Below are 19,132 nucleotides of genomic sequence, written 5' to 3'. Positions count from 1 at the left end.
AGCGGGCTTTGGCCTGGCGGGGGTGTCCTGCCGGCGCTCCAGACACGGTCCAACGCCATGAAAAGAACATTCCAGCCCAGCACCCTCAAGCGCAAGCGCACCCACGGTTTCCGTGCCCGCATGGCCACCCGCGGCGGCCGCAAGGTCCTGGCCGCACGTCGTGCCAAGGGCCGCGTCCGGCTTTGCCCCTGACGCCTGATCGCTGCGAAAGTCTGATAGCACCATCCTGATCGTGGCCGTGGACCAGGGCTTTCCCAGGTCCGTCCGGTTGACACGACCTGAGCAGTACAAGCAGGTCTTCGGCGACGCGCGCAAGCTCAGCGACGCAGGTTTCACCCTGCTGGTGCGGGACAACGATGGAGACAGCGCCCGCCTCGGGCTGGCCATCTCCAAGAAATGCGCCCGGCGCGCCGTGGACCGGCAACGCATCAAGCGCCTGGTGCGGGAAACATTCAGGCAGCACAGACAACACCTGGCCCCGGTGGACGTGGTGGTCATGTGCCGGCCGGCGGTCACCGGCTGGGACAACGCCCGGATCCGCGCCTCCCTGGAGCGATTCTGGGCAAGGTTGAGCACCCCATGCGCAAACCCCTGATCCTGCTGATACAGGCCTACCGTCTCCTGCTGAGCCCGTTCATCGGGCAGCACTGCAGATTCACGCCCAGCTGTTCCTGCTATGCCATCGAGGCCATCGAGCGCCACGGTGCCCTGCGCGGCACCTGGCTGACCGTCACGCGCCTGGGACGTTGCCATCCCTGGTGCGAAGGCGGGTATGATCCCGTACCCGATACCGACACCCCCCCTTCAAAGACCCACACAAAGAACTAGGCCGGCCATGGATAACCTTCGCCCCGTACTCTACCTGTCGATGCTGTTGGTGCTGTTCCTGATCTGGCAGGCCTGGAACCGCGATTACGGCCCCCAGCCGGTGGCCGCCCCCGGTGCCCAGGAACAGGTGATGGACCGCGATGGTGTCCCGGCCCCGCCCCAGGACGTACCCGATGCGCCGGTCTCCGAGGCCGTGGACGCGCCCACCGAAGTCGCGCCGGCGGAGCCGGACCGCCGCCGTATCCGGGTGGTGACCGACGTGCTGGATATCGAAATCGACACCCGCGGCGGCGACCTGGTGCGGGCCGACCTGCCCACCTACCCGGTGAGCCTGCGCACCCCGGACCAGCCGATTCGCCTGCTGGATGAGCGTTTCCGCCAGTACGTGGCCCAGTCGGGCCTGATCCACGACCGGGTGCCCGGGGTCTCCGGCGAGGGCCGCGCGCCCAGCCACCACGCCATATTCCAGGCAGAACGTGACGAGTTCCGCCTGGCCGATGGCCAGGACGAGCTGCGCGTGCCCCTGACCTGGACCAGCGAGGACGGCGTGCAGGTCACCAAGACCTACACCTTCCGTCGCGGTGACTTCCTCATCAACGTGGACCACGCGGTGCGCAACAACAGCGACCAGCCCTGGGTGGGTCGCCAGTACCGGCAGATCCGCCACGGCAGCACCCCGAGCCGTGAATCCTGGTTCCTGTACACCTTCACCGGCGTGGCCTATCACGACGGGCGCTACGAGAAGCTGTCCCTGGAGGACATGGCCGGCAAGCCCCTGGACAAGGACGTGCAAGGCGGCTGGATCTCCATCATCCAGCACTACTTCCTGACCGCCTGGGTGCCCTTCGAGCACGAGATCAACCAGTTCTACACCCGGGTGCTGGGCACGCCGGCACGCCCCGAGCACATCATCGGCATGCGTTCCGAGGCACAGACCGCCGCCCCGGGCGAGGAAACGGTGTTCACCAGCCGCTTCTGGGTGGGCCCCAAGGAGCAGGCGGCATTGAAGGCCATCCAGCCAGGCCTGGAACTGACCGTGGACTACGGCATGCTGTCCTTCCTGGCCAAGCCGCTGTTCTGGGTGCTCGACTGGATCCACAACGTGGTGGGCAACTGGGGCTGGGCCATCATCATCCTGACCATCCTCATCAAGCTGGTGTTCTACAAGCTCTCCGAGACCAGCTACCGCTCCATGGCCAAGATGCGCGCCGTGCAGCCCAAGATGATGCAGCTCAAGGACCGCTACGGCGACGACAAGCAGCGCATGAACCAGGCGCTCATGGAGCTGTACAAGAAGGAGAAGATCAACCCGCTGGGCGGCTGCCTGCCGATCCTGGTGCAGATCCCGGTGTTCATCGCCCTGTACTGGGTGCTGCTGGAGAGCGTGGAGATGCGCCAGGCGCCGTGGATCCTGTGGATCCAGGACCTCTCCGTGCGCGACCCCTACTTCATCCTGCCCATCCTCATGGGCGTGACCATGATCGCCCAGTACAAGCTCAACCCGGCGCCCATGGACCCGATCCAGCAGAAGCTGATGATGGCCCTGCCGTTCGTGTTCACCGTGTTCTTCGCCTTCTTCCCGGCGGGCCTGGTGCTGTACTGGTTCGTGAACAACCTGCTGTCCATCGCCCAGCAGTGGTACATCACCCGCAACATCGAGAAGGCCGGCAAGAAGGGCTGATGGGCCTGGTACCCCGTGGGTCGGCCTTCTGGCCGGCTTGCGTGGCCAGGCGCACATCACTGTCGGCCTGAAGGCCGGCCCACACTATCCGGACCTTCCATGGCCGACTCGCCTGAAGACACCATCGCCGCCATCGCCACCCCGCCGGGCTTCGGCGGGGTGGGGGTGGTGCGGATCTCCGGGCCAAATACCGCCGCCCTTGCCAGGGCAATCCTGGGCCGACTCCCAGCCCCCCGTCACGCCACCTACGCACCCTTCCTGGGCGAACAGGGTGAGACCCTGGACGACGGCATCGCGCTGTTCTTCCCCGGCCCCCGTTCCTACACCGGAGAGGACACCCTGGAACTCCAGGGCCACGGCGGCCCGGTGGTGCTCGACCTGCTGCTCAGCCGCTGCCTGGCCCTGGGCTGTCGCGCGGCGCGACCCGGGGAGTTCACCGAACGGGCGTTTCTGAACGGTCGCCTGGACCTGGCCCAGGCAGAGGCGGTCGCCGACCTCATCGAGGCCGGCTCCGCCCAGGCGGCGCGCTCGGCAAGACGCGCCCTGGAAGGGGCGCTCTCCCACGAGGTCAATGCCCTGCTGGATGCCCTGACCGGCCTGCGGGTCTCGGTGGAGGCGGCCCTGGATTTTCCCGACGAGGACGTGGACATCCTGCGCGAGGCGCAGGTGCAGGCGCGCCTTGCAGATCTGTCCGGGAGGATCGATCGGCTCATCCGGGGCGCCGCCCAGGGCGCGCTGCTGCGCGAAGGGCTGCGCCTGGTGATCGCCGGGCGGCCCAACGCCGGCAAGTCCAGCCTGCTCAACCGCCTGGTGCGCCGCGAGGCAGCCATCGTCACCCACATCCCCGGCACCACCCGGGACGTGCTGCGCGAGACCGTGAGCCTGGATGGCCTGCCCCTGCACCTGGTGGATACCGCCGGCCTGCGGGAGTCCGACGACCCGGTGGAACAGGAAGGCATCCGCCGCGCCTGGGCCGAGATCGAGGCCGCCGACGCGGTGCTGCTGGTGGTGGACGATGCCCTGGGGGAGGGCGAGGAGGAGGCGGCCATCCGCGCGCGCCTGCCCGGCCATCTGCCGGTGATCTGCGTGCACAACAAGATCGATCTCACCGGCCGGGTGCCGGGCAAGCAGGGCGGGGTCCTCTACCTCAGTGCCCAGGACGGGCAGGGGGTGGACAGCCTGCGCGAGCATCTCAAGGCACAGGCCGGATTCTCCGGCGGCGAAGGCCTGTTCCTGGCCCGGCGCCGGCACCTGGATGCCCTGACCCGTACCGCCGGTCACGTGGCCACCGCCCGGGATGCCCTGGCCGTCGGTGCCGGACCGGAGCTGGTGGCCGAGGACCTGCGCCTGGCCCAGGAGACCCTGGGCGAGATCACCGGACGCTTCTCCTCCGACGACCTGCTGGGCCGGATCTTCTCCACCTTCTGCATCGGCAAATAGACGACCCTTGGTGCAGACGGCCCCCCGGGCGTAAAATCCCAAGCCTTTTCCTGCGAATACGGTCCGGATGTATGGGATTCGAAGCAAGCTATGACGTGATCGTGGTCGGCGGCGGCCACGCCGGGACCGAGGCGGCACTCGCCTCGGCGCGGGCGGGCGCGCGTACCTTGCTGCTCACCCACAACATCGAGACCATCGGCCAGATGAGCTGTAACCCGGCCATCGGCGGCATCGGCAAGGGACACCTGGTCAAGGAGATCGATGCCCTGGGCGGACTCATGGCCCGGGCGGCGGACCGGGGCGGCATCCATTTCCGCACCCTCAACAGCCGCAAGGGGCCGGCGGTGCGCGCCACCCGCGCCCAGGCGGACCGGGTACGCTACAAGGCCGCTGTTCGATCCGTGGTGGAGAACACGCCGCACCTGTTCCTGTTCCAGCAGGCGGTGGATGACCTGATCGTGGAAGGCGAACGGGTCGCGGGCGTCATCACCCAGACCGGGTTGCGCTTTCGCTCCCCTGCCGTGGTGCTCACCGTGGGCACCTTCCTGGGCGGACGCATCCACGTGGGCGAGGTCCAGCATGCCGGAGGACGTGCCGGCGATCCGCCGTCCATCGCCCTGGCCGCGCGCCTGCGGGAACTGGCCCCCCGGGTGGGTCGGCTCAAGACCGGCACCCCGCCGCGCATCGATGGGCGCAGCATCGATTATGCACAGCTCACCGAACAGCCCGGCGACGCGCCACGCCCGGTGTTCTCCTTCATCGGCGCCCGGGACGAGCATCCGCCGCAGGTGAGCTGCTGGATCGCGCGCACCACCGAGCACACCCACGCCATCATCCGCGGCGCCCTGCATCGCTCGCCCATGTACAGCGGCGCCATCGAGGGGGTGGGGCCGCGCTACTGCCCGTCCATCGAGGACAAGGTGGTGCGCTTTGCCGACAAGGACAGCCACCAGGTGTTCATCGAGCCCGAGGGCCTGGACACCCACGAGGTCTACCCCAACGGGATCTCCACCAGCCTGCCCTTCGACGTGCAGTTCGAGCTGGTGCGCTCCATCCCCGGCTTCGAGCAGGCGCACATCACGCGCCCCGGCTATGCCATCGAGTACGACTACTTCGATCCCCGGGATCTAAAGCCCAGTCTCGAGACCCGCTGCCTCGCCGGCCTCTTCTTCGCCGGCCAGATCAACGGCACCACCGGTTACGAGGAGGCCGCCGCCCAGGGCCTGGTGGCGGGGCTCAACGCGGCGCGCAGCGTGCGCGATCTGGCCCCCTGGTGCCCGCGCCGGGACGAGGCCTACATCGGCGTGCTCATCGACGACCTGATCACCCGCGGCACCGCCGAGCCCTACCGCATGTTCACCAGCCGCGCCGAGTACCGGCTCATGCTGCGCGAGGACAACGCGGACCTGCGCCTCACCCCCCTGGGCCGGGACATGGGCCTGGTGGACGACGCGCGCTGGGCCGCCTTCTGCACCAAGCGCGAGGCGGTGGAGCGGGAGACGCAGCGGCTCGCCGCCACCCGCCTGGATCCGGAGCGCGTGGACCGGGAGGCCGCCGAGCGGGTGATCGGCGGAGCCTTCAGCCGCGAGCAGAACCTGCTGGATCTGCTGCGCCGGCCGGAAGTGGACTATGCCGCGCTCATGGGCCTGGAAGGGGCCGGTCCCGGTGTGGAGGACCCCCGGGTGGCGGAGCAGGTGGAGATCGGCGCGAAATACGCCGGTTACATCCAGCGCCAGCAGGACGAGGTGGCCCGCCAGCAGCGCCACGAGAACCTGGCTCTGCCCGAGGGCCTGGATTACGCCGCCATCACCGGCCTGTCCATGGAGGTGCGCCAGAAGCTCGCCGCCCACCGGCCCCACACTCTGGGCCAGGCGGCGCGCATCCCCGGCGTGACCCCGGCGGCCGTGTCCCTGCTGCTGGTGCACGTCAAGCGCCAGGGGGGCAACGGGCCGCAGTCACCCCGGCCCGATGACGGCCGCGCCCGGGCGTGACCGCACTCGACGAGGCCGCACGCGCGGAGCTGGCGCGCGGACTGGAGGCACTGGGCCTGCCCGCGAACCTGGGCCAGCCGCTGGGTGCCTACCTGGAACTGCTTGCCCGCTGGAACAAGGCCTACAACCTCACGGCGGTGACCGAGCCCCGGCAGATGGTCACCCACCATCTGCTCGACAGTCTGGCCGTCCTGCCCTGGATACGCGGTTCGCGCATCGCGGATATCGGCAGCGGGGCTGGCCTTCCGGGCATCCCGCTGGCCATCGCCCGGCCGGAGCTGACGGTGGTGCTGGTGGACACCGTGGGCAAGAAGGTGCGTTTCCAGAAACAGGCCATCCTGGAACTGGGTCTGGTGAATGCGAGCGCGGTTCACGCCCGGGTGGAAAACTATCGCCCGGAGGAGCCCTTTGATACAGTCATCAGCCGCGCCTTTGCGGCCACGGCGGATTTCGTGGCCCTGGCCGGGCACCTGGTGAGCGCCGGGGGAAGGATGTTCGCCATGAAGGGCCGCGATCCGGGCGACGAACTGAAGGCGTTGCCCGAACCCTGGGTGGTGGTGGACGTCCACCAGATCCGGGTGCCGGGACTGTCTGCCGAACGACACCTGGTGGAACTGCGCCGAAACTGAGCCGCAGGTCGGGCTTCAGCCCGACAGCGGTGGTTTCGACGGGCAGCACTATCGGGCTGAAGCCCGACCTACGGATGCTATGCAGGTGTCCGAATGAAGATCACGATGAGGTAACACCCATGGCCAAGATCCTGACCATCGCCAACCAGAAGGGCGGGGTGGGCAAGACCACCACCAGCGTCAACCTGGCGGCTTCACTCGCGGCCACCAAGCGCCGGGTGCTGATGATCGATCTGGATCCCCAGGGCAACGCCACCATGGGCAGCGCCGTGGACAAGCACGACCTGGAATTCACCAGCTGTGACGTGCTCATGGGCCGCACGCCGATACGCGAGGCCATCCAGTACGTGGAGGCGGTGGGCTACAGCATCCTGCCGGCCAATGCCGACCTCACCGAGGCGGAGGTGAGCCTGATGCAGGCGGAGCGCCGCGAGTTCCGGCTCAAGGAGGCCCTGGCCCCGGTGGTCGCCGAGTTCGACTACATCATCATCGACTGCCCGCCGTCCCTGAACATGCTCACGGTCAACGCCCTGGTGGCGGCCACCGGCGTGCTGATCCCCATGCAGTGCGAGTACTACGCACTGGAAGGCCTCTCGGCCCTGACCCGCACCATCGAGAGCATCCGCCAGTCAGTGAATCCGGACCTGCAGGTGGAAGGCGTGCTGCGCACCATGTACGACCCGCGCAACAACCTGGCCACCGATGTCTCCGCGCAGCTCGAGCAGCACTTCGGCGAGCGGGTCTACCGCACCATCATCCCGCGCAACGTGCGCCTGGCCGAGGCGCCCAGCTACGGGCTGCCGATCCTCCTGTATGATAAGCCGTCCCGCGGTGCCATGGCCTACCTGGCCCTGGCCGGCGAGATCCTGCGACGGGAGCGCGGCACCACGCCGGCCCCCGCCGCCAGCGCCTGAGCATCACGCATCGCCGCCCGCGCGAATTTCCCCGAAAAACCGAGACTGAAGACCCATGGCTAGAAGGAAGACCGGACTGGGCCGCGGACTGGACGTGCTGCTGAGCAGCGCCGGCGCCGCCCAGCGTGAGCAGGAGGATTCCAACCTGCGCCAGATCCCGGTGGATCAGATCCGCCGCGGCAAGTACCAGCCCCGCATCCACATCAAGCAAGAGGCCCTCGAGGATCTGGCCGCCTCCATCCGCGCCCAGGGCGTGGTGCAGCCGGTGGTGGTGCGACCCATGGGCCAGGGCTACGAGCTGATCGCCGGTGAACGGCGCTGGCGCGCCGCCCAGCTGGCGGGCCTGCACGAGGTCCCGGCGGTGGTGCGCGACATCCCCGACCAGGCCGCCGCCGCCATGGCCCTGATCGAGAACATCCAGCGGGAGAACCTCAATCCCATCGAGGAGGCCCGCGCCCTGCACCGGCTCATCCAGGAATTCGAGATGACCCACCAGCAGGCGGCGGAATCCGTGGGCCGCTCCCGCACCGGCGTGACCAACCTGCTGCGCCTGCTGGAGCTGGGCGAGGTGGCCAGCCGGCTGCTGGACGAGGGCCAGATGGAGATGGGCCATGCCCGCGCCCTGCTGGTGCTGCCCGCCGAGCTGCAGGACGAGACCGCCCGCAAGGTGGTGGCCAAGGGCCTGTCGGTGCGCGAGACCGAGCGCCTGGTGCAGAACCTCCTGAAACAGGATCGTCACAAGACCGAGGTAAAGTCCCCGGCGGGCAACCCGGACGTGCGCCGCCTGGAAGAGTCCCTGTCCGAGCGCCTGGGCGCGCCCGTGAACATCCAGTACAACAACAAGGGCAAGGGCAAGCTGGTGATCCAGTACAACTCCCTGGATGAACTGGACGGCATCCTGGAGCACATCCGCTAGCCCGGGCCAGGGATGCCGGGCAAGTGGCCTGCAGACCGCATTTGACCGCATGATCAGCGTTCTCTTATAATCCGGCGCCTTCAGACCGCCAGCGGTTTTTCGCGAATGGACCCGCGAAAAGTGCTCTGGCGGCGCTCCCGGGGGGGGTCAAAACCGGGGGGAACAGCGAATTTGCCCGAAGACATAGAGAACGCCCGTGGCCTTCATCAACAGCACGACCCGGCGACTTCTCGTCATTCAGGCCTGCGTGGCGGCAGCCGGCTTCCTGGTATTCAGCTGGTTGTCAGGTCCCTACGCAGCATGGTCAGCGCTGGCCGGGGGAGGCATCGGCTTCATCACGACCGCCTTTTTCGCCCTGCGGGTCTTTGCCGGAGGCGCCGAGCGCCCGGCGAAGGTCATAGTAAGAACATTTTATGTCGGCGAATCCCAGAAGATCCTGCTGACGGTGGCTTTGTTCGTGGTGGCAATCGTGTGGCTGGAGGTCAGCTTCCTGCCCATGTTCGCCACGTACATGGTTAGCCTGATGGCATTCTGGATCGTCCTGTTACCGGCACTGTCCGGCACGCAAGACTAGAGGCTCGAGCACACATGGCAGCGGAATACGCGAACGCTTCGGAGTACATCAAACACCACCTGGGCCACCTGACCCTGGGTGACAAGGAGACGTTCTGGGCCATTCACGTGGACACCATGTTCTTCTCCATCCTGCTCGGCGCCGTATTCCTGTTCATCTTCATCCGTGCCGCCCGCCGCATGACCGCCGGCGTCCCCGGAGGCCTGCAGAATTTCGTCGAGATCCTGGTCGAGTTCGTCGACCAGCAGGTCAAGGACTCCTTCCACGGCCGCAGCAAGGTCATCGCCCCACTGGCCCTGACCCTGTTCGTGTGGATCTTCCTCATGAACATCGTCAAGCTGCTGCCCTACGACCTGCTGCCCTACCTGGGCTACATGCTCGGTCTTGAATACCTGCGCATCAACCCGACCTCGGACGTGAACGCAACGCTCGGCATGTCCATCGCGGTGTTCTTCCTGATCATCTTCTACAGCTTCTACATCAAGGGCGTGACCGGATTCTCCAAGGAGATCTTCCTCAAGCCCTTCGGCATCTGGTTCCTGCCCTTCAACTTCGTGCTGAAGGTGGTGGAAGAGATCGCCAAGCCCGTGTCACTCGCGCTGCGACTGTTCGGCAACATGTACGCCGGCGGCCTGATCTTCACCCTGATCGCGCTGTTGCCCTGGTGGATCCAGTGGACCCTCGGGTTGTCCTGGTCCCTGTTCAAGCTGCTGATCATCACCCTGCAGGCGTTCATCTTCATGGTGCTGACCATCGTCTACCTGAGCATGGCTCACGAAGATCATTGATTTGGCGTCTGCCCCGGATCGCCGGGGCAGGCATTTTTGCAAACTGTTTTAACAACCTTGTCTCGATACACTGGAGGAAGTTATGGAACTCGCTCTCGCTAACGTTCAGGGCATGACCGCGATCGCTGTGGGTCTGATCCTCGGCATGGGTGCCCTGGGTACCGCCATCGGCTTCGGTCTGCTGGGTGGCCGTTTCCTGGAAGGTGCTGCCCGTCAGCCCGAAATGGTGCCGATGCTGCAGGTGAAGATGTTCATCGTTGCCGGTCTGCTCGACGCCGTGACCATGATCGGTGTGGGTCTGGCCCTGTTCTTCACTTTCGCCAATCCCTTCCTGGGCGTCATCACCGGCTAACGGAATTGACAGCACTCCAGTCATTCATCCGTTATGAACCGTCATACCAGGGGGTAGCAACGTGAACATCAATCTCACGCTGCTCGGCCAGATGATCACCTTCGGTTTGCTGGTGTGGGTCACGATGAAGTTCGTGTGGCCCCCCATCATCCAGGCGATGCAGGAACGTCAGAAGAAGATCGCTGACGGCCTTGCCGCCGCCGAGCGTGGCAAGCACGAACAGCAGCTCGCCGAGGAAAAAGCCAAGCAGGTCCTGCATGAAGCCAAGCAGCAGGCCGCGGAGATCGTCGCCCAGGCGCAGAAACGCGCCAACGAGATCGTCGAGGCCTCGAAGGATACCGCCCGCGTCGAAGGCGAGCGTATCAAGGCGTCAGCGCAGACCGAGATCGAGCAGGAAGTCCACCGTGCGCGCGAAGAACTGCGCAAGCAGGTGGGTGCCATCGCAGTCGTCGGGGCCGAGCGTATCCTGAAGAAGGAAATCGATCCCAAGGCCCACGACCAGGTGATTCAGGACCTGGTGGCACAGATCTAGGTGATTCCATATGTCTGAACTCACCACGCTTGCTCGGCCTTACGCCAAGGCGGTCTTCGAAGTGGCGCAGGGCGCCGGTGACCTGGCCCGCTGGTCCGACCAGCTGGGCTTCATGGCCGCCGTCGTCCACGACCCCACCATGAAGGCCTTCCTGGACAGCCCGAAGCTCACCCGCGAAGCCGCAGCCGATACCGTCATCGGTGTCTGCGAAGGCCGCATCGACGACCAGGGTAAGAACTTCGTTCGCCTGCTGGCCGAGAACGGCCGCCTGACCCTGCTCCCCGAGATCGCCGCCATCTATGAAGTGATGCGCGCCGAAGCGGAAGGCAAGGTGGAGGCGCTGGTCGTCTCCGCGCAGCCCGTCAGCGATGCGCAGAAGTCCGCCATTGCCCAGTCCCTCGCCAAGCGCCTCGGGCGCGAGGTGGAGCTGGTCTGCGAGGTGGACGAGAGTCTCATCGGCGGTGCCGTGATCCGAGCGGGCGACCTGGTCATCGATGGTTCAGTGCGCGGGCGTCTGGAACGCATGGCCGCCAACCTGAGCCGCTAAGAGGATTTATCCAATGCAACTCAATCCGACCGAAATCAGTGAACTGATCAAGAAGCGCATCGCCAGTTACGATGCGGCGGCACAGGCGCGCACCGAAGGTACCGTGGTGAGCCTCTCCGACGGCATCGTGCGTCTGCACGGCCTGGCCGACGTGATGCAGGGTGAGATGATCGAATTCCCCGGCAACACCTACGGCCTGGCGCTCAACCTGGAGCGCGACTCCGTGGGCGCGGTGGTGCTGGGTGACTACAAGCACATCAAGGAAGGCGACACGGCGCGCTGCACCGGCCGCATCCTGGAAGTGCCCGTGGGCGAGGCCCTGCTGGGCCGCGTGGTGAACTCCTTGGGCATGGCGGTGGACGGCAAGGGTGCCATCGACACCAGCCTGACTTCCCCCATCGAGAAGATCGCCCCCGGCGTGATCGAGCGTCAGTCGGTGGACCAGCCGGTACAGACCGGTCTGAAGGCCATCGACGCCATGGTGCCGATCGGCCGCGGCCAGCGTGAGCTGATCATCGGCGACCGCCAGACCGGCAAGACCGCCGTGGCCGTGGACGCCATCATCAACCAGAAGGGCACCGGCGTGAAGTGCATCTACGTGGCGGTGGGCCAGAAGGCCTCCTCCATCGCCAACGTGGTGACCAAGCTGGAACAGCACGGCGCGCTGGAGCACACCATCATCGTGGCGGCCACCGCCTCCGAATCCGCGGCCATGCAGTTCATCGCCCCCTACGCCGGTTGTGCCATGGGCGAGTACTTCCGTGACCGCGGCCAGGACGCGCTGATCATCTATGACGACCTCACCAAGCAGGCCTGGGCCTACCGCCAGGTGTCCCTGCTGCTGCGTCGTCCCCCGGGTCGTGAAGCCTATCCCGGTGACGTGTTCTACCTGCACTCCCGTCTGCTGGAGCGCGCCTCCCGCGTGAACGCCGAGTACGTGGAGAAGTTCACCAACGGTGAAGTGAAGGGCAAGACCGGTTCCCTGACCGCCCTGCCGATCATCGAGACCCAGGCCGGCGACGTGTCCGCGTTCGTGCCCACCAACGTGATCTCCATCACCGATGGTCAGATCTTCCTGGAGACCGACCTGTTCAACGCGGGTATCCGTCCGGCCATCAACGCCGGTCTGTCCGTTTCCCGAGTGGGTGGCGCGGCCCAGACCAAGATCATCAAGAAGCTCGGCGGCGGCGTGCGTCTGGCCCTGGCCCAGTATCGTGAGCTGGCGGCGTTCTCCCAGTTCGCCTCCGACCTGGATGAGCTGACCCGCAAGCAGCTGGAGCGCGGCAAGCGCGTCACCGAGCTGATGAAGCAGGGCCAGTTCTCGCCCATGTCCGTGGCCGAGATGGCGTTCTCCCTGTTCGCCGCCAACGAAGGCTACCTGGACGACGTGGATGCCAAGAAGGTGGTGGACTTCGAAAAGGCCATGCTCGACTTCCTGCGTTCCAGCAAGACGGACCTGCTGGCCAAGATCAACGAGAAGGGTGACTACAACGACGACATCCAGGCCGGCATGAAGGCCGCCCTGGACGAGTTCAAAGCCAAGCACAGCTGGTAAGCGGGGTCACTCATGGCAGGCGCAAAAGAGATCCGCACCCAGATCAAGAGTATCAAGAATACTCAGAAGATCACCAAGGCCATGGAGATGGTGGCCGCCAGCAAGATGCGCAAGGCGCAGGATCGCATGCTGGCGACCCGTCCCTATGCGGAGAAGATCCGCCAGGTGATCGGTCACGTGGCGATGGCCAAGGCCGAGTACAAGCACCCTTACCTCGAAGAGCGTGAGGTCAAGCGGGTCGGCATGATCATCATCTCCACCGACCGGGGTCTGTGCGGCGGCCTGAACATCAACCTGTTCAAGAAGGCCGTCCTTGCCATGCGCGAGTGGCACGACAAGGGTGTGGAAGTGGATCTCTGCCTGGTGGGCAACAAGGCGCTGGGTTTCTTCAAGCGCCTGGGTGGCAACGTGGTGGGCAAGGTCAACCAGCTGGGTGACCAGCCCCGCATGAACGACCTGATCGGCACCATCAAGGTCATGCTCGACGCCTACGACGAGGGCAGAATCGACCGCCTGGTCCTGGTGGAGAACGAGTTCGTCAACACCATGACCCAGAAGCCGCGGGCGACCACCCTGCTGCCCCTGGTGCCGAGCGAGGAAGACGAGCTCAAGCACCACTGGGACTACATCTACGAGCCCGATGCCAAGCCGGTGCTGGATACCCTCCTGACCCGCTACATCGAATCCGTGGTGTACCAGGGCGTGGTGGAAAACGTGGCCTGCGAGATGGCCGCGCGCATGGTGGCCATGAAGTCCGCGTCCGACAACGCGGGCGACCTGATCAAGGAACTTCAGCTGGTCTACAACAAGGCCCGCCAGGCAGCCATCACCCAGGAAATCTCCGAGATCGTGAGCGGCGCGGCCGCCGTCTGACCCTGGCCCGAACCCGACAGAATTGCAGACTTAGAGGATCAACATCATGAGTGCTGGAAACATCGTTGAAATCATCGGCGCGGTGGTGGACGTGGAATTCCCGCGTGACGCCGTGCCCAATGTCTACGATGCCCTGCGCGTCGAGGACAGCGGCCTGACCCTTGAGGTGCAGCAGCAGCTGGGTGACGGCGTGGTGCGTACCATCGCCATGGGTTCCACCGACGGGATGCGTCGCGGCGTGACGGTGGCCAACACCGGCGCCCCGATCTCCGTTCCCGTCGGCAAGGGCACCCTGGGCCGGGTCATGGACGTGCTCGGCAACCCGGTGGACAACGCCGGTGACGTGCAGACCGAAGAGCGCTGGTCCATCCACCGCCCCGCCCCCAGCTTCGACGAGCAGGCCGGTTCCACCGAGCTGCTCGAGACCGGCATCAAGGTGATCGACCTGCTCTGCCCGTTCGCCAAGGGCGGTAAGGTCGGCCTGTTCGGCGGCGCCGGTGTGGGCAAGACCGTGAACATGATGGAGCTGATCCGCAACATCGCCATCGAGCACAGCGGTTACTCCGTGTTCGCCGGCGTGGGTGAGCGTACCCGTGAGGGTAACGACTTCTACCACGAGATGAAGGACTCCAACGTGCTCGACAAGGTGGCCCTGGTGTACGGCCAGATGAACGAGCCCCCGGGCAACCGTCTGCGCGTGGCGCTGACCGGTCTGACCATGGCCGAGTTCTTCCGCGACGAAGGCCGCGACGTGCTGATGTTCATCGACAACATCTACCGTTACACCCTGGCCGGTACCGAGGTGTCCGCACTGCTGGGCCGCATGCCCTCCGCGGTGGGTTACCAGCCGACCCTGGCCGAGGAGATGGGTGTGCTCCAGGAGCGCATCACCTCCACCAAGAAGGGTTCCATCACCTCCATCCAGGCCGTGTACGTGCCCGCGGACGACCTCACCGACCCGTCCCCGGCCACCACCTTCGCCCACCTGGACGCCACCGTGGTGCTGTCCCGCCAGATCGCCGAGCTGGGTATCTACCCGGCCGTGGACCCGCTGGACTCCACCTCCCGTCAGCTGGATCCCCAGGTGATCGGCAACGAGCACTACGACACCGCCCGTGCCGTGCAGAACACCCTGCAGCGCTACAAGGAGCTGAAGGACATCATCGCCATCCTGGGCATGGACGAACTGTCCGAGGACGACAAGCTGATCGTGGCCCGCGCCCGTAAGATCCAGCGCTTCCTGTCCCAGCCCTTCTTCGTGGCGGAAGTGTTCACCGGCGCCCCCGGCAAGTACGTGTCCCTCAAGGACACCATCCGCGGGTTCCAGGCGATCGTGGCCGGCGAGTACGACCATCTGCCCGAGCAGGCCTTCTACATGGTCGGCACCATTGACGAAGCTGTCGAAAAGGCCGGCAAGCTCAAGTAATCAGGGGTAACCCATGGCCATGACTTTTCACGTGGATATCGTCAGTGCCGAGGAGTCCATCTACTCCGGCACCGCCCAGATGGTGGTTGCACCCGCCGAGGGCGGCGAGGTGGGCATCCTGCCCCGGCATTCCCAGTACATCGCCCAGCTCAAGCCGGGCGAGGTGCGGGTGAAGGTGAGCGACTCCGGCGAGGAGCACAGCATCTTCATCTCCGGGGGCCTGCTGGAGGTGCAGCCCCATGTGGTGACCGTGCTGGCCGACACCGCCGTGCGCGCCAAGGATCTGGACGAGGCCGAGGCCAAGGAGGCCATGCGCCGCGCCGAGGAAGCCCTGTCGGACCGCAAGGCCGACTTCGACTACGCCAAGGCCCAGGCCGAGCTGATCGAGGCTGCCGCCCGCCTGCGCATGATCGAAAAGCTGCGCCGCCACACCCGCTGACGCCGCAGTCGTTGCAGGACCCGGGGGCGTGTCCCACCCGCACGGAACCATCCGCTGCCGGTGGACACGCCCCTTTTTTGTGCCCGGCAGTTATGGCACCTTGATCCGGATCGGAGGGCCGGCGTCATGTAGGTCGGGCTTCAGCCCGACAACGATGCCTGTCGCCGCCACCCCGACCAATCGGATGCAAAGACGATAAACTCCCCCATCACAGCTCCCAGCGGACATCATCCCGCACTACATAGCTTCATCAGGAACACGTAGACTGTCAGGTATGACGACCCCCACCAGTATCCTCATCCTCGCCGCCGGCCAGGGCACCCGGATGCGCTCCTCCCTGCCCAAGGTGCTGCAGCCCCTGGCCGGACGTCCGCTGCTCTCCCACGTGCTGGATACCGCACGAAGCCTCGATCCCCATCGCCTCGTCGTGGTCTACGGCCATGGCGGTGACCGGGTGCGCGAGGCCTTCCCCGAAGACGACATCCGCTGGGTGCACCAGGCCGAACAGCGAGGCACCGGCCACGCCGTGCAGGTGGCCCTGCCGGAGACCGATGCGGATGACCGGGTCCTGATCCTCTACGGGGATGTGCCCCTGGTGCGTGGCGAGACGGTCAGGCGCCTGCTGGCGCAGCTGGATGAAGGTGGCGACCTGGTGATCCTCACGGCGGCGCTCAAATCCCCCACCGGCTACGGACGCATCCTGCGCGATGACAGCGGACGGGTGCAGCGCATCGTGGAAGAGAAGGACGCCAGCGATTCCGAAAGGCGCGTCAACGAGGTGAACACCGGCATCATGGCCGCGCGGGCCAGTGACTTCACCCGCTGGCTGTCGAAGGTGACGAACGACAATGCCCAGGGCGAGTTTTACCTGACGGACTGCGTCGCGCTGGCAAACACGGAAGGCAGGCGCGTGGAAGCAGTGGTCGGACACGAGGCCATTGAACTGATGGGCGTGAACGACAAGCGCCAGCTCGCCGAGCAGGAGCGCGCCTATCAAAGGCGTGAGGCAGAGCGCCTCATGGTGCAGGGTGTGACCGTGATCGATCCGGCGCGCCTGGATGTCCGCGGTGAGGTGGAGGCAGGACGGGACGTGAGCCTGGATATAAACGTGATCCTGCAGGGTAGCGTGAAGCTCGGTGAGGGCGCCAAGGTGGGCGCCGGCTGCGTGATCATCGATTCCGAGATCGGCCCAGGCGCGCACATCCTGCCCCACACGGTCATCGAAGGCGCGGTCATCGGCGCGGGTGCCAGCGTAGGACCCTTCGCACGCATCCGGCCCGGCACGCACACGGACAGCAATGCGAAGATCGGCAACTTCGTGGAAGTGAAGAACGCCAGGGTGGGCGAGGGCTCCAAGATCAATCACCTGAGCTACGTGGGCGACAGCGAACTGGGCCGCGACGTGAACATCGGCGCCGGCACCATCACCTGCAACTACGATGGCGCCAACAAGCACAAGACCATCATCGGTGACCGCGCCTTCATCGGCTCGAACACCGCGCTGGTGGCGCCGCTCACCGTCGGCGAGGGCGCCACCATCGGCGCCGGGACGACCCTGAACAAGGACGCGCCCCCGGGTGAACTGACTGTCGCCCGCGCCAAGGCAATCACCATCCCGGGCTGGAAGCGCCCGGTGAAGAAACCGAAGGAATGAAAACCTTGGACAGGATTAACAGGATTTACATGATGAAAAGGCGAAAGCGAGACTTATCGTAAGCCGTTGGTCTTGATGACCATGTTAATCCTGTAAATCCTGTCCATAGGCTTTTCCGTTCCACTTGTATCTTGTCTCTTTCCACTTGTATCTAGAGCCTTCCTATGTGCGGAATTGTCGGAGCCATCGCTGAACGCAACGTCGTCCCTATCCTGATGGAGGGCCTGCGACGATTGGAGTATCGCGGCTACGACTCCGCCGGCATCGCCGTGCGTGCGGACGATGGCCACATACAGCGCATCCGCTCCGTGGGCAAGGTGGGTGAGCTCCAGCACCGTCTGGATACACAGCCCCTGGTGGGCCGACTGGGCATCGCCCACACCCGCTGGGCCACCCACGGCATCCCCGCCGAGCGCAACGCCCATCCTCACATGAGCGGTGAGCGGGTCGCGGTGGTACACAACGGCATCATCGAGAACCACGCGGACCTGCGGGCCGAGCTGAGCGCGCAAGGTTTCAGCTTCACCTCCGAGACCGACACCGAGGTGATCGCCCACCTGCTCGCCTATCACCTGGGTGAAGGTGAGGACCTGCTCAGCGCGGTCAGGTCGTCTACCAGCCGCATGGTGGGCGCCTATGCGCTGGCCGTCGCATGCCCCGACGAGGCTGAGCGGCTGATCGTCGCGCGCCTGGGCAGCCCGCTGGTGATCGGCATCGGCGTGGAGGAAAACTTCATCGCCTCCGATGTCTTCGCCCTGCTGCCGGTGACCCAGCGGTTCATCTTCCTGGAGGAAGGCGACATCGCCGAGATCCGCAGGGGTTCGGTGCGGGTGCTGGACGCCCAGGGCAATGAGGTCGAGCGCCCGGTGCGCATCTCCCAGCTCACGGCCTCCACCGCAGACAAGGGCCCCTACCGGCATTACATGCTCAAGGAGATCTTCGAGCAGCCCGCCGTGATCGCCGAGACCCTGGAGGGGCGGATCTACAAGGGGAGGTTGCTGGAGGAGAGTTTCGGCCACGAGGCCAAGCGCCTGCTGGATGCCGCGAAAGGCGTGCACATCATCGCCTGCGGCACCAGCTACCACGCCGGCCTGGTGGCCCGATACTGGCTGGAGGAGGTGGGCGTGCCCTGCAGCGTGGAAGTGGCCAGCGAGTTCCGCTACCGCCAGGTGGTGGTGCCGAAAGACACCCTGTTCGTCACCATCTCCCAGTCCGGTGAGACCGCAGACACGCTGGCCGCCCTGCGCGAGTCAAAGAAGATGGGATATCTCGGCAGCCTGTGCGTCTGCAACGTGCCCGAGAGTTCACTGGTGCGCGAGTCCGACGTGGCCGTGATGACCCGTGCCGGCCCCGAGATCGGCGTGGCCTCCACCAAGGCCTTCACCACCCAGCTGGTGGCACTGCGTCTGCTGGCCCTGGCCCTGGCGCGACGCCATGGCATGGACCGGGAAAAGGAAAAGACCCTGGTGGAGGAACTGGAGTCGCTGCCCCGCCAGGTGGAAGTGGCCCTGTCCCTGAGCGAGGCCATCGAAGAGATGGCCAACGCCTTCGCCGAGAAGACCCATGCCTTGTTCCTGGGCCGGGGCACCTTCTATCCCGTGGCCATGGAGGGGGCGCTGAAGCTCAAGGAGATCTCCTACATCCACGCCGAGGCCTATCCCGCCGGAGAACTCAAGCACGGCCCGCTGGCCCTGGTGGACGCGGACATGCCCGTGATCTGCGCCCTGCCCAACGACCCGTTGCTGGAGAAGGTGCTCTCCAACCTGCAGGAAGTCCGCGCCCGCGGTGGTGAGCTGTTCCTGTTCAGCGACGAGCGCATCAGGATCAACCTGGACCACTACCACAGCCTGACCCTGGCCGACATCTGCCCCAGCACCGCGCCCATCGTCTACACCATCCCGCTGCAGCTGCTGGCGTATCACACGGCCGTCCTCAAGGGGACGGATGTGGATCAGCCGAGGAATCTGGCGAAGTCGGTGACGGTGGAATGAAA

The 19,132-nt window shown here is 65.8% G+C and carries 20 protein-coding genes; all 20 read left to right on the top strand.

The window, feature by feature from the left end:
- Nucleotides 1–57: 57 nt before the first annotated feature.
- The 20 genes from rpmH (at nucleotide 58) to glmS (ending at nucleotide 19,130) form a co-directional block, all read left to right on the top strand.
- Nucleotides 58–192 (top strand): 50S ribosomal protein L34, encoded by a 135-nt coding sequence (gene rpmH / locus TGR7_RS16655; RefSeq protein WP_012639850.1) that lies wholly within the window; start codon nucleotides 58–60, stop codon nucleotides 190–192.
- A gap of 40 nt (nucleotides 193–232) precedes the next feature.
- Nucleotides 233–595, top strand: a complete 363-nt coding sequence (rnpA, locus tag TGR7_RS16650) for a ribonuclease P protein component (RefSeq protein ID WP_012639849.1) — start codon at nucleotides 233–235, stop codon at nucleotides 593–595.
- Nucleotides 580–828 carry a membrane protein insertion efficiency factor YidD gene (gene yidD, locus TGR7_RS16645; protein ID WP_012639848.1) on the top strand — a complete coding sequence of 83 codons (249 nt, stop codon included), beginning with the start codon at nucleotides 580–582 and terminating at the stop codon, nucleotides 826–828. The genes rnpA and yidD overlap by 16 nt, the downstream gene beginning before the upstream one ends.
- 7 nt (nucleotides 829–835) lie before the next feature.
- Nucleotides 836–2,509, top strand: a complete 1,674-nt coding sequence (gene yidC, locus TGR7_RS16640) for a membrane protein insertase YidC (RefSeq protein WP_012639847.1) — start codon at nucleotides 836–838, stop codon at nucleotides 2,507–2,509.
- 99 nt (nucleotides 2,510–2,608) lie between these two features.
- Nucleotides 2,609–3,949: a tRNA uridine-5-carboxymethylaminomethyl(34) synthesis GTPase MnmE gene (mnmE, locus tag TGR7_RS16635; protein ID WP_012639846.1), complete on the top strand. Its 1,341-nt coding sequence runs from the start codon at nucleotides 2,609–2,611 to the stop codon at nucleotides 3,947–3,949.
- Between the two features lie 71 nt (nucleotides 3,950–4,020).
- Nucleotides 4,021–5,940, top strand: coding sequence for a tRNA uridine-5-carboxymethylaminomethyl(34) synthesis enzyme MnmG (mnmG, locus tag TGR7_RS16630; RefSeq protein WP_012639845.1), 1,920 nt, complete (start codon nucleotides 4,021–4,023; stop codon nucleotides 5,938–5,940).
- Nucleotides 5,937–6,569: a 16S rRNA (guanine(527)-N(7))-methyltransferase RsmG gene (gene rsmG, locus TGR7_RS16625; RefSeq protein WP_012639844.1), complete on the top strand. Its 633-nt coding sequence runs from the start codon at nucleotides 5,937–5,939 to the stop codon at nucleotides 6,567–6,569. Before mnmG ends, rsmG begins: the two co-directional genes overlap by 4 nt.
- Nucleotides 6,570–6,688: 119 nt before the next feature.
- On the top strand, nucleotides 6,689–7,483 hold the full coding sequence (locus tag TGR7_RS16620) for a ParA family protein (protein ID WP_012639843.1): 795 nt from the start codon (nucleotides 6,689–6,691) through the stop codon (nucleotides 7,481–7,483).
- Nucleotides 7,484–7,538: 55 nt separating this feature from the next.
- Complete coding sequence (locus TGR7_RS16615) at nucleotides 7,539–8,399, top strand: ParB/RepB/Spo0J family partition protein (RefSeq protein ID WP_012639842.1); 861 nt, start codon at nucleotides 7,539–7,541, stop codon at nucleotides 8,397–8,399.
- A 196-nt stretch (nucleotides 8,400–8,595) separates the two neighbouring features.
- The gene (locus TGR7_RS16610; RefSeq protein ID WP_012639841.1) at nucleotides 8,596–8,973 is read left to right on the top strand and encodes an ATP synthase subunit I; all 378 of its coding nucleotides are present in this window, start codon (nucleotides 8,596–8,598) and stop codon (nucleotides 8,971–8,973) included.
- Nucleotides 8,974–8,987: 14 nt separating this feature from the next.
- Nucleotides 8,988–9,761, top strand: a complete 774-nt coding sequence (gene atpB, locus TGR7_RS16605; RefSeq protein ID WP_012639840.1) for a F0F1 ATP synthase subunit A — start codon at nucleotides 8,988–8,990, stop codon at nucleotides 9,759–9,761.
- Between the two features lie 82 nt (nucleotides 9,762–9,843).
- A complete protein-coding gene (gene atpE / locus TGR7_RS16600; RefSeq protein ID WP_012639839.1) occupies nucleotides 9,844–10,113 on the top strand; it encodes a F0F1 ATP synthase subunit C in 270 nt (89 codons plus the stop codon).
- 61 nt (nucleotides 10,114–10,174) lie between these two features.
- Nucleotides 10,175–10,645, top strand: a complete 471-nt coding sequence (locus tag TGR7_RS16595) for a F0F1 ATP synthase subunit B (RefSeq protein WP_012639838.1) — start codon at nucleotides 10,175–10,177, stop codon at nucleotides 10,643–10,645.
- A 10-nt stretch (nucleotides 10,646–10,655) separates the two neighbouring features.
- Complete coding sequence (locus TGR7_RS16590) at nucleotides 10,656–11,192, top strand: F0F1 ATP synthase subunit delta (RefSeq protein WP_012639837.1); 537 nt, start codon at nucleotides 10,656–10,658, stop codon at nucleotides 11,190–11,192.
- Nucleotides 11,193–11,205: 13 nt separating this feature from the next.
- Complete coding sequence (gene atpA, locus TGR7_RS16585; protein ID WP_012639836.1) at nucleotides 11,206–12,747, top strand: F0F1 ATP synthase subunit alpha; 1,542 nt, start codon at nucleotides 11,206–11,208, stop codon at nucleotides 12,745–12,747.
- Nucleotides 12,748–12,759: 12 nt separating this feature from the next.
- The gene (gene atpG, locus TGR7_RS16580) at nucleotides 12,760–13,620 is read left to right on the top strand and encodes a F0F1 ATP synthase subunit gamma (RefSeq protein WP_012639835.1); all 861 of its coding nucleotides are present in this window, start codon (nucleotides 12,760–12,762) and stop codon (nucleotides 13,618–13,620) included.
- A 46-nt stretch (nucleotides 13,621–13,666) separates the two neighbouring features.
- Nucleotides 13,667–15,046, top strand: coding sequence for a F0F1 ATP synthase subunit beta (gene atpD / locus TGR7_RS16575; RefSeq protein ID WP_012639834.1), 1,380 nt, complete (start codon nucleotides 13,667–13,669; stop codon nucleotides 15,044–15,046).
- 13 nt (nucleotides 15,047–15,059) lie between these two features.
- Complete coding sequence (locus TGR7_RS16570) at nucleotides 15,060–15,485, top strand: F0F1 ATP synthase subunit epsilon (RefSeq protein ID WP_012639833.1); 426 nt, start codon at nucleotides 15,060–15,062, stop codon at nucleotides 15,483–15,485.
- A gap of 274 nt (nucleotides 15,486–15,759) precedes the next feature.
- Entirely contained in the window at nucleotides 15,760–17,139 is a 1,380-nt protein-coding gene (gene glmU / locus TGR7_RS16565) for a bifunctional UDP-N-acetylglucosamine diphosphorylase/glucosamine-1-phosphate N-acetyltransferase GlmU (RefSeq protein WP_012639832.1), read from the top strand.
- Nucleotides 17,140–17,303: 164 nt separating this feature from the next.
- Nucleotides 17,304–19,130 carry a glutamine--fructose-6-phosphate transaminase (isomerizing) gene (gene glmS / locus TGR7_RS16560; RefSeq protein ID WP_012639831.1) on the top strand — a complete coding sequence of 609 codons (1,827 nt, stop codon included), beginning with the start codon at nucleotides 17,304–17,306 and terminating at the stop codon, nucleotides 19,128–19,130.
- The last annotated feature ends 2 nt before the right edge of the window (nucleotides 19,131–19,132 follow it).

The sequence above is a fragment of the Thioalkalivibrio sulfidiphilus HL-EbGr7 genome (assembly GCF_000021985.1).
In the GTDB taxonomy this organism is placed as follows: Bacteria; Pseudomonadota; Gammaproteobacteria; order Ectothiorhodospirales; family Ectothiorhodospiraceae; genus Thioalkalivibrio_A; species Thioalkalivibrio_A sulfidiphilus.
Note: the sequence above shows the minus strand (reverse complement) of the source record. Positions and strands in the feature narration are given on the sequence as shown.

What these genes read in the sequence shown, in the direction of transcription:
- atpA (WP_012639836.1), top strand. Translation starts at nt 11,206, where the DNA reads ATGCAACTCAATCCGACCGAAATCAGTGAACTGATCAAGAAGCGCATC.
- atpD (WP_012639834.1), top strand. Translation starts at nt 13,667, where the DNA reads ATGAGTGCTGGAAACATCGTTGAAATCATCGGCGCGGTGGTGGACGTG.
- glmS (WP_012639831.1), top strand. Translation starts at nt 17,304, where the DNA reads ATGTGCGGAATTGTCGGAGCCATCGCTGAACGCAACGTCGTCCCTATC.
- atpE (WP_012639839.1), top strand. Translation starts at nt 9,844, where the DNA reads ATGGAACTCGCTCTCGCTAACGTTCAGGGCATGACCGCGATCGCTGTG.
- yidC (WP_012639847.1), top strand. Translation starts at nt 836, where the DNA reads ATGGATAACCTTCGCCCCGTACTCTACCTGTCGATGCTGTTGGTGCTG.
- TGR7_RS16620 (WP_012639843.1), top strand. Translation starts at nt 6,689, where the DNA reads ATGGCCAAGATCCTGACCATCGCCAACCAGAAGGGCGGGGTGGGCAAG.
- TGR7_RS16615 (WP_012639842.1), top strand. Translation starts at nt 7,539, where the DNA reads ATGGCTAGAAGGAAGACCGGACTGGGCCGCGGACTGGACGTGCTGCTG.
- TGR7_RS16590 (WP_012639837.1), top strand. Translation starts at nt 10,656, where the DNA reads ATGTCTGAACTCACCACGCTTGCTCGGCCTTACGCCAAGGCGGTCTTC.
- glmU (WP_012639832.1), top strand. Translation starts at nt 15,760, where the DNA reads ATGACGACCCCCACCAGTATCCTCATCCTCGCCGCCGGCCAGGGCACC.
- mnmE (WP_012639846.1), top strand. Translation starts at nt 2,609, where the DNA reads ATGGCCGACTCGCCTGAAGACACCATCGCCGCCATCGCCACCCCGCCG.
- TGR7_RS16570 (WP_012639833.1), top strand. Translation starts at nt 15,060, where the DNA reads ATGGCCATGACTTTTCACGTGGATATCGTCAGTGCCGAGGAGTCCATC.
- yidD (WP_012639848.1), top strand. Translation starts at nt 580, where the DNA reads ATGCGCAAACCCCTGATCCTGCTGATACAGGCCTACCGTCTCCTGCTG.
- atpG (WP_012639835.1), top strand. Translation starts at nt 12,760, where the DNA reads ATGGCAGGCGCAAAAGAGATCCGCACCCAGATCAAGAGTATCAAGAAT.
- atpB (WP_012639840.1), top strand. Translation starts at nt 8,988, where the DNA reads ATGGCAGCGGAATACGCGAACGCTTCGGAGTACATCAAACACCACCTG.
- rpmH (WP_012639850.1), top strand. Translation starts at nt 58, where the DNA reads ATGAAAAGAACATTCCAGCCCAGCACCCTCAAGCGCAAGCGCACCCAC.
- mnmG (WP_012639845.1), top strand. Translation starts at nt 4,021, where the DNA reads ATGGGATTCGAAGCAAGCTATGACGTGATCGTGGTCGGCGGCGGCCAC.